Below are 12,086 nucleotides of genomic sequence, written 5' to 3'. Positions count from 1 at the left end.
GGTTGTATCAAGATATCTTGGTGAACAAATGCCGTAGCCGGACCCTGCCGACCCTACTGACCCCGCTCTCCCTGCTCGCCGTCGTATCCGGCTGCGGTCTCCTCTCGGACGACGCCGGAGCCCAGGGCGACGGGCGCTCCTTCACCGTCGCGGCCGCCGGGGACATCCTGATGCATCCCGAACTGGTCGACCAGGCGCGCAAGGACGCGGGGCGCACCGGCAAGGGCGTGAACGGGCTGGACTTCGGGCCGATGATGGCCGGTATCAAGCCGGTGATCAGCAAGGCGGACCTGGCGATCTGCCACTTCGAGCCGGTGATGGGCCCGGCGAACGGTCCGTTCGAGGGCTTCCCGGACTTCCAGGTGCCGCCGCAGCAGGCGAAGACGATCAAGGACCTCGGCTACGACACCTGCTCCACCGCCTCCAACCACACGCTCGACCACGGCTACGGCGGCGTGAAGCGCACCCTGGACGCGCTGGACGCCGCCGGTCTGAAGCACACCGGCTCCGCCCGGACCCAGAAGGAGGCGCAGACCCCTCTGGTCATGGACGTCAAGGGCGTCAAGGTCGCGCAGCTCTCCTTCGCCTACGGCTTCAACGAGCCGCACAAGCTGCCGAAGGACAAGCCATGGCTCGCCAACCAGCAGGACCTGGGCCGGATCAAGGCCGCCGAGCGGCGGGCCCGCAAGGCCGGTGCCGAGGTGGTGATCCTCTCCCTGCACTGGGGCCGTGAGCACCATCCGGAGCCGTCCGCCGGGCAGCTCTCCTTCGCTCGGCAGATCGCCCGGCACACCGGCATCAACCTGGTCATCGGCCATCACGCGCATGTCGTGGAGCCGATGGAGAAGGTCGACGGGACCTGGATCAGCTACGGGCTCGGCAATCAGATCGCCCGGCACCGGAAGCCGACGGGGCTGACCGAGGAGGGTGCCATCGCCTGGTTCACGTTCACCCAGCGCGGCAAGGGGCGGTGGGACGTCCGGCCGCGCTTCGAGCCGACGCTGCTGACGATCCCGCCGGACGCCGAGAACGTCCGGGACGGCGGCACCGCCACCTACTCCGACGACGACGTCCGGGACTACCGCCTGCTGGACGTACCGGCCGCGCTGCGCGACGGTCACGGCCGCACGGACACCCAGAAGGCCCGGCTGCGGCTGGCGTTCGAGCGGACCGAGGGCACGCTGCTGAACCGGGGCGCGGGCGCGGACGGACTGAAGCCCTTGACTCCGCTGCCCTAGCAGGAACGAGTCACGTGAGAGGCGTATTTGTCCTCTCTTGCTCAACAGTTGAGCGGTGTTGCCTAGATCACGTAGAACTTACGACAACTTAACCGGTCTCTTATCTGTCTCAGGTTTCCGGGTGCGCTCTTACCTTCGGCGCGCCCGCACCGGATTCAGGAGAGGACCCTTTCGTGGCGTCACCGCCCCCGGCGCGGCAGCACCGAGCCCGCCGCCGAGCCGACATGTCACTGATCGGAGGCATACGCCCGCCGATCGCGGTCCTCTCGGCGCTGTTGCTGACGCTCGCCGGCATCACGGCACTCGTGCTGGGCCGGGTCGAGGACGGCGGCGTGCCGAAGGCGGTGCTGACGTCCCAGCAGCACTTCGCCGAGGACGGCGCCGTCGCACTGCGCGCCTCCATCGACGAGTCCGTCACCGATGTCACCCGCTCCGCCGCGCTGTTCAGCGCCGGGCAGCCGGTCTCCGGTGACGCGGTCCTCGACAAGCTCGGCAGCACCTACCAGAAGTGGATGGGTACCACCGTCGTCGACATCCGCTCCGGCAAGCTGGTCGCGGCGCGCGGTGAGACGGTGCCGCTGACCTCCGGGGACCTCTCCTCGCTCAAGGGCGAGGACGGGCCGACCCCGCGCATGGTGCGGCTGAGGAACGGCGAGGTGCGGCTGCTGTCCTTCGGGTTGCTGACCTGGCCGGGCAAACCGCAGCTGCTGCTGGTCGCCTCCCGGAACCTGAAGTTCCCCGGCATCAGCCTCGGCCAGTTCCGCTCCATCGCCGTCGTCGACTCGGAGGGTGCGATCCTCAGCAGCGACGGCACCGCCGAACCGGAGTCGGCGCGGGGCAGCACCGACCGCAAGGACATCAAGGCCTCCACCAAGGAGCTGACGGACTTCGCCCAGCGAGCCGCCCGCAAGGCGCAGCAGGACCCGCGCGGCAGCAAGGAGCCCGGCAGCGGCGGCTACCCGGGCGTCAGCGGCAGCCTGCTCGGCGGGAAGCTGCTCGGCGACCGGTCCGTCGCCGGATACGCCACCCTCGCCGCGGCCGATCCCGGCGACACCACCACCGCCGGCGGGCTCGGGCTGTCCGTGGTCGCCATGGTCAAGGTGACCGAGCGGTCCGGCGGTACCCAGTCCCCGGTGTTCGGACTGGCGGCGGGCGGCGCGCTGCTCCTCGTCGGCGCCCTGGCCGTGGCGGTGCTGCTGGGCACCGTGCAGCGCCCGCTCATCCGGCTGTTCCTGGAGTCCCGCCGGCTCACCCGCGGTGATCTGACCCGGCCCGTCACCGTCCCCGGCTACGGCGAGGCGCACCGCATCGGCGGCGCCCTGGAACGGCTGCGCCGACAGCTGCTCGGCGAGAGTGCCGAGGCCACCGGCCCGGCCGAGCGTCCGAGCGGGCTGCGCCGGGTGGGCACCCCGGCCCTCCTCGCGGTCTGCGCGGTCCTGCTGCTGGCCTGGTCCGCACCGCTGATGCTGCTGTTCAACCGCGCCGACAACACGGCCGACGTACCCCGGCAGCTCGTCAACGACCAGCGCGAACGCACCGACACGCTCAGCGACCGGGTGCGCCGCGCGCTCAACGAGGGCGACGCCGACCTGCAGTCGGTCGCCTCCCTGATCGGCGACAAGACCTCGCCCGAGGCCATGGCGGAGGTGCTGGCGCACACCTACAACGAGAACAGGCGCTACCGCTCCCTCTACGTCGTCGACCCCCACGGCGAGATCCAGGCCCGCGAGGGCAAGGAACCGAAGGTGATCAAGTCCGACCGTGTCTCCGGCAGGCCCCTGCGGCTGCTGGGCCGCGGCGGCAAGGAGCCCGTGGTCGTCGCCGCCGCCGAGATCCCCGGCCGGAACGGGGCCCAGCTGGTCGGCGAGTTCCGCGTCGAGTTCTTCAACGCCCTGGTGACCCGGCCGGGCCTCGGCGTGGTCCGGATCGTGGACGACCGGCACCGGATCATCGCCGGCAACACCGGCTTCCTCGCCTTCCAGTCGCTGCCCGACCAGCACCTGAAGGACCTCGTTGCGGCCGGCGCCCAGCGGCTCGGCAAGAAGCCTCGCCCGAGCGGCGTGCTGTACCGCGACAACGGCGTGCGGATCGCCGCCGCCGCGCCGTTCTCCGGCAGCGGCACGGCCGAGTCGCTGCACTGGAGCGTGGTCAGCTGGCAGCCCACGGGCCGGCTCGCCATCCCGGAGTACGACGCCCAGAACCGCACCGTCCTCGCCGGTCTGCTCGGCGCCGCCGCGGCCGTCGCCTGCCTGGGCTGGCTGCACATCGTGGTGGCCCGCCCGCTGAGCACCCTGGCCGACCGGGCCGAGGCGCTGGCCGCGGGCGACCGCAAGCCGGTGCTCTTCCCGCAGCACCACGACGAGGTCGGCGCCGTCACCCGCTCCCTGGAACTCATCCGGCAGCAACTGCAGGACCAGAACCGCCGGCAGCCCCGCCGCACCCCGTCCCCGCAGCCCACGGCCCAGCCGTCCCCGCCCGAGCAGTACACAAGGAACTGATCACCCGTGCTCTTCCTCTACGCCGTGCTGCTGATCTGCTGCGCGATTCTCCTCATAGCGGGCATCGTGGAACAGCGGCGGCACTTCACCAGCCTGGACCACATACCCACCCGGGTCCTGGTCAACGGCATCCGCGGCAAGTCCTCCATCACCCGGCTGTGCGCCGGTGCCCTGCGCGGCGGCGACCTGGTCACCGTCGCCAAGACCACCGGCACCGCGGCCCGTTTCATCCACCCGGACGCCACCGAGGAACCGGTCTACCGCAAGTTCGGCATCGCCAACGTGGTCGAGCAGATCGGCATCGTGCGGCGCGCCGCCGCGTACAAGCCGGACGCGCTGGTCATCGAGTGCATGGCCGTCATGCCGGCCCTGCAGGAGATCAACCAGTCCAAGCTGATCCGCTCCACCATCGGCGTGCTGTGCAACGTCCGCGAGGACCACCTCGCCGAGATGGGCCCCACCCTGGACGACGTGGCGCGCTCGCTGTGCCGCTCGATGCCCGAGGACGGCATCTGCGTCACCGCCGAGAAGGACCGCTTCCCCATCCTCCAGGAGGAGGCGGACGCCCGGAACTGCAAGCTGATCTACGCCGACCCCGAGACGGTGAGCGACGCGGAGCTGCGCGGCTTCAGCTGGTTCACCTTCAAGGAGAACGTGGCCATCGCCCTCGCCGTCGCCGAGCTCCTCGGCGTCGACCGGGAGACGGCCCTGCGGGGCATGTACGACGCCCCGCCGGACCCCGGTGTCCTCTCCGTCGAGCGCTATCTGACGCCCGAGGGCAAGAAGCTGCGGTTCGCCAACGTCTTCGCGGCCAACGACCCCGAGTCGACGCTGATGAACATCAACCAGCTGCTCGACCTCGGCGCCATCCACCGCCCGCTCAACGTGGTCATCAACTGCCGCCCCGACCGCGTCGAACGCAACGGGCAGATGGGCGAGATCATCCCCGGCCTCGACCCCGAGCGCGTCTTCGTCATCGGCCACCCGGCCAAGTCCGCCATCGACGCCATCCCCGCCGAGTTCCGCTCCCGCGCCGTCGACCTCGGCGGCGACAAGCGCGACCCCGAGGAGTTCATGGCCAAGCTGCTGGACCAGCTCGGCCCGGACTCCTCACTGGTCGCGATCGGCAACATCCACGGCCAGGGCGAGATCCTGCTGGAGCACCTCGCCGAACTGCCGGCGGACCAGAGCGCCGACGAGCCCGCCGCCACGGCCCCGGCCGGCCGCACCGCCGAAGCGGCACCCGCCGTGGTCGAGCACGCCGAGACCATGCGGCTGTACGTACCCCGCATCGACCCCTACCAGCGCTATCCGGAGGCGTACGAGGCGCGGTACACGCAGCCGTACACCACCCAACTCCCCGCGCAGACCTCGTACGAGACGTCGTACGGCACCTGGACCGAACAGGCCCCCTCCCGCGACCTGTTCGAACCCCGCCGCCCGCCCCAGCCTTCCGACGACAGCCAGCAGTGGCACAGCCCAGGAGAACCGCGTTGATCCCCTCCGTCCTCACCCCCGAGATCGCCGCGATCGGTATCGGCCTGGGCCTGATGTTCTCGCTCATGTGCTACCTGACGACCAACCTGTCGCCGGGCGGCATGATCACCCCGGGCTGGCTCGCCCTCACGCTCATCGAGGACCTGCAGCGCGCCGCGCTCGTAGTCGGCGTGACCGTCCTGACGTACCTCGCCACGCTGCTCATGCAGAAGTTCGTGATCCTGTACGGCAAGCGGCTCTTCGCGGCCGTCGTGCTCAGCGGCGTGCTCATCCAGGCCACCGTGATCATCGTGCTGCAGACGGAGTTCCCGCTGCTGTACGCGAACCAGACGCTCGGGTTCATCGTCCCCGGCCTGATCGGCTACCAGCTGGTCCGCCAGCCCAAGGGCGCGACCCTGCTGTCCGTCGGCTCGGTCACCCTCGCCACCTACGTGGTGCTGACCGCCGGCATCCTCCTGGGCGCCATGCCGTCCGCCTGAACCGCCCCCATCCGACGCATTCCTGGAGCACCCCACCATGCCGAAGCGCAAAGGCCGCCCCGCCGTCCACACGGTGACGGTCCTGGCCCTGCTCGCGGGCAGCGCCTACTTCACCTACGAGCTGGGCAAGGACGAGAAGGCGAAGCTCCCGGCCACCCAGACGATCACCGAGAACCTGAACGGCTCGGGCGGGGCGAGTGGCAAGCAGACCTGGGAACGGCTGAACAGCCCGGCGCGCTCGGTGCTGCGCGACGGCAAGGGCGCGGTCATCGCCACCTTCACGGACGGCGCCCGTACGGCCACCCTCAAGGGCCCGACGCGGACCTTCGGCGAACCCGCCAACACCACCACCAAGGTGGTCACCGACGACTGGGTCCGCCTCATGCCGGAGACCTGGACCAAGGGGGCCGAGAGGCAGCAGTGGTTCAAGGACTGGTTCAAGCAGTACTACGGCAGCGAGGAGGACGACGTCTTCGCGTTCGCCTTCCAGTACATCCAGGGCGCCCCGGTCAAGAAGGACGACCAGGGCATCCAGTACGCCGGCCACGCGAACTACGGCCCCCTCAAGGCCGACGGCGTGGACCGCTACGAACAGACCGACTTCTACGACTACCTGGGCATCCCGTACACCTTCCGGGACGGCGTCACGGTGCACCCGCAGAAGGACCGGCTGCGCTCCGTGGACTGCTCCGGCTATCTGCGCCTGGTCTACGGCTACCGGGCCCGCTTCCCGCTGATGTCCGACAACACCCACGGCGACGGACTGCCGCGCACCGCCGACGGCATGGCCCGCGGCAAGGAGGGCGTGGACATCATCAAGCTCCAGGGCCCGAGCCCCTGGTACGTGCGGCCGAAGAACATCGACGTCCTGCAGCCCGGCGACCTGCTGTTCTTCAAGATGGACCACCGCACCGCCGACCACATGGACCACTCCGCGATCTACCTCGGCCCGGACACCGAGGGCCACAAGGTCTTCATCTCCAGCCGCAAGGAGCAGAACGGTCCCACCATCGGCGACCAGGGCGGTGTCTCCCGCCTCGACGGCAACGGCTTCTACGCCGGGCTGTTCCGCAGCGCGAAGCGGCTGTGAGCAGGCGGGCGCGGGCCGCCGTACCGGCGCCGCACAGGGTGAACCGGTGAACGGCGACTGGCTCCTGCGCGGCCGCGACGGCGCCCACTTCCGTCCGCGCCTCGCCGCCTTGGACGGCTCCCCGGTCGGCAACCCGCTGAAGCAGAGCGACCGCACGAGCACGCCCGCGGTCGCCGTCGACGCACAGGGCCGCGCCGGTGGACCGAGTCGGGCCCCCAACGTCCGGTGGAAGCAAGGGTGTTGCTCACAAGGGACGCGGAAGGCCGGATCGCGGCGGCGAGCGGTCTGAGCATGCGAAAGGGCCCCCGCCGCCGCGGGGGCCCTTCATGCCGTCACCGGTGTTACGCCGGAATCGACGCCACGCCCGGGGTCAGGAACTTCTTGCCGTTCACGCGCTCCGAGACGCCCTCGCGGTCCAGGTACGGCGTGATGCCGCCCAGGTGGAAGGGCCAGCCGGCGCCCGTGATCAGGCACAGGTCGATGTCCTGGGCCTCGGCGACGACGCCCTCCTCGAGCATGAGCCCGATCTCCTGCGCCACCGCGTTCAGCACGCGCTCGCGGACCTGCTCCTCGGTGAGGACGGAGTCGCCCTGCTGGAGCAGCGCGGCGACCTCCGGGTCCAGCTCCGGCTTGCCGCTGTCGTAGACGTAGAAGCCGCGCTTGCCCGCCTTGACGACGGCCGCGAGGTTCGGGGAGACCGTGAAGCGGTCCGGGAAGGCCCGGTTGAGGGTCTCCGAGACGTGCAGACCGATCGCCGGGCCGACCAGCTCCAGGAGCACCAGCGGGGACATCGGCAGACCGAGCGGCTCCACGGCCTTCTCGGCGACCTCGACCGGGGTGCCCTCGTCGATGACGTTCTGGATCTCGCCCATGAAGCGGGTCAGGATGCGGTTCACGACGAACGCCGGAGCGTCCTTCACCAGCACCGCGGTCTTCTTCAGCTTCTTGGCGACGGCGAACGCCGTGGCCAGGGAGGCGTCGTCGGTCTTCTCACCGCGGACGATCTCCAGCAGCGGGAGGACCGCGACCGGGTTGAAGAAGTGGAAGCCCACGACCCGCTCGGGGTGCTGGAGCTTCGACGCCATCTCCGACACCGACAGCGAGGAGGTGTTGGTCGCGAGGATCGCGTGCGCCGGGGCGACCGCCTCGACCTCGGCGAACACCTGCTGCTTGACTCCGATCTCCTCGAAGACGGCTTCAATGATGAAGTCCGCGTCGGAGAAGCCCTCGGCCTTGTCCAGGACACCGGTGACCAGCGCCTTGAGGCGGTTGGCCTTGTCCTGGTTGATCCGGCCCTTGCCGAGCAGCTTGTCGATCTCGGCGTGGACGTAGCCCACACCCTTGTCGACGCGCTCCTGGTCGATGTCGGTCAGCACGACCGGCACCTCCAGGCGGCGCAGGAAGAGCAGGGCGAGCTGCGAGGCCATCAGGCCCGCGCCCACGACGCCCACCTTGGTCACGGAACGCGCCAGGTTCTTGTCGGGCGCACCGGCCGGGCGCTTGCCGCGCTTCTGCACCAGGTTGAACGCGTAGATGCCGGCGCGCAGTTCGCCGCCCATGATCAGGTCGGCGAGCGCCTGGTCCTCGGCGTCGTACCCCTGCTGCAGGTCGCCGTTCTTGGCGGCCGCGATGATGTCCAGGGCGCGGTAGGCGGCCGGGGCCGCGCCGTGCACCTTGGAGTCCGCGATGAAACGGCCCTTGGCGACGGCCTGGTCCCAGGCCTCACCGCGGTCGATCACCGGGCGCTCGACCTCGATGTCGCCCTTCAGTACCTGGGCGGTCCAGAGCAGCGACTGCTCCAGGAAGTCGGCGCCCTCGAAGAGGGCGTCGGCGATACCCAGGTCGAAGACCTGCTGGCCCTTGAGCTGCTTGTTCTGGTTGAGGCTGTTCTCGATGATCACCGAGACGGCCTTGTCGGCGCCGATCAGGTTCGGCAGCAGCGTGCAGCCGCCCCAGCCCGGGACGAGGCCCAGGAACACCTCGGGGAGGGAGAACGCCGGGATGGCCTTCGAGACGGTGCGGTACGTGCAGTGCAGACCGACCTCGACGCCACCGCCCATCGCGGCGCCGTTGTAGTACGCGAAGGTCGGCACGGCGAGGCCGGCGAGGCGCTTGAAGACCTCGTGGCCGCCCTTGCCGATGGCGAGCGCGTGCTCGTGCTCCTTGAGCAGCTCGACGCCCTTGAGGTCGGCGCCGACCGCGAAGATGAACGGCTTGCCGGTGACACCGGCACCGACGATCGTGCCCTCGGCCGCCTCCTTCTCGACCTGGTCGATAGCGGTGTTGAGGTTCGCCAGCGAGGCCGGTCCGAAGGTGGTCGGCTTGGTGTGGTCCAGGCCGTTGTCCAGCGTGATCAGCGCGAAGCGGCCCGCGCCGAACGGCAGCTCGAAGTGGCGTACGTGCGCGGACGTCACGACCTCGTCGGGGAACAGCTCGGCCGCGCCCTTCAGGAGTTCGGTGGTGCTCACTTGTTGCCTCCGGCGTCCTTGTGGTTCGGGTTCTCCCAGATCACCGTGGCGCCCATGCCGAAGCCGACACACATGGTGGTGAGGCCGTAACGGACCTCCGGCTGCTCCTCGAACTGGCGGGCCAGCTGCGTCATCAGACGGACACCGGAGGAGGCCAGCGGGTGGCCGTACGCGATGGCGCCGCCGTACTGGTTGACGCGCGCGTCGTCGTCGGCGATGCCGTAGTGCTCCAGGAAGGCGAGCACCTGGACGGCGAAGGCCTCGTTGATCTCGAAGAGGTTGATGTCCTCGATCGACAGACCGGCCTTGGCGAGGGCCTTCTCGGTGGCCGGGATCGGGCCGTAGCCCATGACCTCGGGCTCGACACCCGCGAAGGCGTACGAGACGAGGCGCATCTTCACCGGCAGGTCGTTCTCGCGGGCGAAGTCCTCGGAGGTGATGATCGAGGCGGTCGCACCGTCGTTGAGACCGGCGGCGTTACCGGCGGTGACGCGGCCGTGCACACGGAACGGCGTCTTCAGACCCGACAGGTTCTCCAGGGTGGTCCCCGGACGCATCGGCTCGTCGGCGGTGACCAGACCCCAGCCGGTCTCGCCGGCCTCCGGGCTGGTGCGGCGCACCGAGATCGGCACCAGGTCCTGCTGGATCTTGCCGTTGGCGTACGCCTTGGCGGCCTTCTCCTGCGAGCGCACCGCGTACTCGTCGGCGCGCAGCTTGGTGATCTGCGGGTAGCGGTCGTGCAGGTTCTCCGCGGTCATGCCCATGAACAGGGCGGACTCGTCGACCAGCTTCTCGCTCACGAACCGCGGGTTCGGGTCCACGCCCTCGCCCATCGGGTGACGGCCCATGTGCTCGACGCCACCGGCGATGACGGCGTCGTAGGCACCGAAGGCGATCGAACCGGCGGTGGTCGTCACGGCGGTCAGCGCGCCGGCGCACATGCGGTCGATGGAGTAGCCGGGCACGGACTGCGGCAGACCGGCGAGGATGCCGGCCGTACGGCCGAGGGTCAGGCCCTGGTCGCCGATCTGCGTGGTCGCGGCGATGGCGACCTCGTCGATCTTCTTCGGGTCCAGACCGGGGTTGCGGCGCAGCAGCTCCCGGATCGCCTTCACGACAAGGTCGTCGGCGCGGGTCTCGTGGTAGATGCCCTTCGGGCCCGCCTTGCCGAACGGGGTGCGGACGCCGTCGACGAAGACGACGTCCCTGACGGTACGAGGCACGATGGCTCTCCTCCAGATGCGGGATGGCACTGCTGCGCAACGCTGCACTGAGCGCGCGCTCAGGCCCCATGCTACTTATGAGTAACGTAGCTGCACAGCCCTGCGAGCTGGAGCGGCGAAGGTCACACCGGTGGTCCCGCGCTGGAGAGCGGTATGGCTTGATCTCGTCGTCTAGACACCCTGGCCGTTGGCCAGCGCCGCGAGCAGAACGGGCGTCACCTGTTCCACCTGCCACGGGCGCGCGCCGTAGCCCGCCAGCGTGGCTCCGACGGACTCGGTGTCGACCGCCTTCGGCGGCTCCCAGCAGATGCGCCGGACCGTGTCCGGGGACACCAGGTTCTCCTGGGGCATGCCGAGCTGCTCGGCAAGGGTCGTCACCCCCGCCCGGGCCGCGGACAGCCGCGCCGCGGCGACGGGATCCTTGTCGGCCCACGCCCGTGGCGGCGGCGGCCCGGTGACCGGCTGTCCCGGCTGCGGCAGCTGCGACTCGGTCAGGGCCTTCGCACGGTCCACCGCCGCCTGCCACTGCTCCAGCTGCCGCCGCCCCATCCGGTGCCCGAACCCGTTCAGCGCCGCGAGCGCGTGGACGTTGGCCGGAAGGGCGAGCGCCGCCTCCACGATGGCGGCGTCGCTGAGCACCTTGCCCGGCGACACGTCCCGCCGCTGCGCGATCCGGTCCCGCGTCTCCCACAGCTCCCGTACGACACCGAGCTGCCGGCGCCTGCGCACCTTGTGCATGCCCGACGTACGCCGCCAGGGATCCTTCCTCGGCTCGGCGGGCGGCGCCGTCGCGATCGCGTCGAACTCCTGCAGGGCCCACTCCAGCTTGCCCTGCCGGTCCAGCTCCTTCTCCAGGGCGTCGCGCAGGTCGACGAGGAGTTCCACGTCGAGCGCGGCATAGCGCAGCCACGGCTCGGGCAGCGGCCGGGTCGACCAGTCGACGGCGGAGTGGCCCTTCTCCAGGACGAAACCGAGAACGTTCTCGACCATGGCGCCGAGGCCCACCCGAGGGAACCCGGCGAGCCGGCCGGCCAGCTCGGTGTCGAAGAGCCGGCTCGGGATCATGCCTATTTCCCGCAGGCAGGGCAGGTCCTGGGTGGCGGCGTGCAGCACCCACTCGACATCGGACAGGGCCTCGCCGAGCGCGGACAGGTCCGGGCAGGCCACGGGGTCGACCAGCGCGGACCCGGCGCCCTGGCGGCGCAGCTGCACCAGGTAGGCGCGCTGGCCGTAGCGGTAGCCGGAGGCGCGCTCGGCGTCGACGGCGACCGGGCCGGAGCCCGCGGCGAAGGCGGCGATGACCGCGGCGAGGGCGGCCTCGTCGGCGATCACGGGCGGAATGCCCTCACGGGGTTCGAGCAGCGGAGTCGGCGCCCCCGTCACAGAAGATCCGGCGTCGTCCGGAGGAGTGCCTCCGGTGGTGCGCAGGGAGCCGTCTGCTGCGGTGTCTTGGGCGTCGGTCACCTGTCAAGGGTATCCGTGTGTGGACGGCGCCCGTCGACGGAACGTTCCGTCGACGGGCGCGGGAGGGTCGTAAACCAGTCAGGCCGGTGAAAGCTGCGGTTCACGCGGGAGCCGGCCGCTGCGCCGAAC

General features: G+C 70.4%; 8 protein-coding genes. 5 read left to right on the top strand and 3 right to left on the bottom strand.

Annotation, left to right across the window (positions count from 1 at the left end; translation table 11 throughout):
- Positions 1-20 precede the first annotated feature (20 nt).
- The 5 genes from AB5L52_RS11125 (at position 21) to AB5L52_RS11105 (ending at position 6,802) form a co-directional block, all read left to right on the top strand.
- On the top strand, positions 21-1,238 hold the full coding sequence (locus AB5L52_RS11125) for a CapA family protein (protein ID WP_369363698.1): 1,218 nt from the start codon (positions 21-23) through the stop codon (positions 1,236-1,238).
- 224 nt (positions 1,239-1,462) lie between these two features.
- Positions 1,463-3,736: a HAMP domain-containing protein gene (locus AB5L52_RS11120; protein WP_369363696.1), complete on the top strand. Its 2,274-nt coding sequence runs from the start codon at positions 1,463-1,465 to the stop codon at positions 3,734-3,736.
- A 6-nt stretch (positions 3,737-3,742) separates the two neighbouring features.
- Positions 3,743-5,233 (top strand): poly-gamma-glutamate synthase PgsB, encoded by a 1,491-nt coding sequence (gene pgsB / locus AB5L52_RS11115; RefSeq protein WP_369363694.1) that lies wholly within the window; start codon positions 3,743-3,745, stop codon positions 5,231-5,233.
- Complete coding sequence (locus AB5L52_RS11110; RefSeq protein WP_159705981.1) at positions 5,230-5,712, top strand: poly-gamma-glutamate biosynthesis protein PgsC/CapC; 483 nt, start codon at positions 5,230-5,232, stop codon at positions 5,710-5,712. The genes pgsB and AB5L52_RS11110 overlap by 4 nt, the downstream gene beginning before the upstream one ends.
- A 37-nt stretch (positions 5,713-5,749) precedes the next feature.
- Positions 5,750-6,802, top strand: coding sequence for an NlpC/P60 family protein (locus AB5L52_RS11105; RefSeq protein ID WP_369363692.1), 1,053 nt, complete (start codon positions 5,750-5,752; stop codon positions 6,800-6,802).
- A gap of 341 nt (positions 6,803-7,143) precedes the next feature.
- On the opposite strand, the gene AB5L52_RS11100 is transcribed toward AB5L52_RS11105, so the two are convergent.
- From AB5L52_RS11100 to AB5L52_RS11090, 3 genes are all read right to left on the bottom strand, one after another.
- Entirely contained in the window at positions 7,144-9,270 is a 2,127-nt protein-coding gene (locus tag AB5L52_RS11100; protein WP_369363690.1) for a 3-hydroxyacyl-CoA dehydrogenase NAD-binding domain-containing protein, read from the bottom strand.
- Positions 9,267-10,493, bottom strand: coding sequence for an acetyl-CoA C-acyltransferase (locus AB5L52_RS11095; RefSeq protein ID WP_369363688.1), 1,227 nt, complete (start codon positions 10,491-10,493; stop codon positions 9,267-9,269). The genes AB5L52_RS11100 and AB5L52_RS11095 overlap by 4 nt, the downstream gene beginning before the upstream one ends.
- 171 nt (positions 10,494-10,664) lie before the next feature.
- Positions 10,665-11,957: a ribonuclease D gene (locus AB5L52_RS11090; RefSeq protein ID WP_369363686.1), complete on the bottom strand. Its 1,293-nt coding sequence runs from the start codon at positions 11,955-11,957 to the stop codon at positions 10,665-10,667.
- Between the last annotated feature and the right edge of the window lie 129 nt (positions 11,958-12,086).

Origin of the sequence: Streptomyces sp. CG4, assembly GCF_041080655.1 — a bacterium.
Lineage (GTDB): Bacteria > Actinomycetota > Actinomycetes > Streptomycetales > Streptomycetaceae > Streptomyces.
This window is presented reverse-complemented; position numbering and strand designations above follow the sequence as displayed.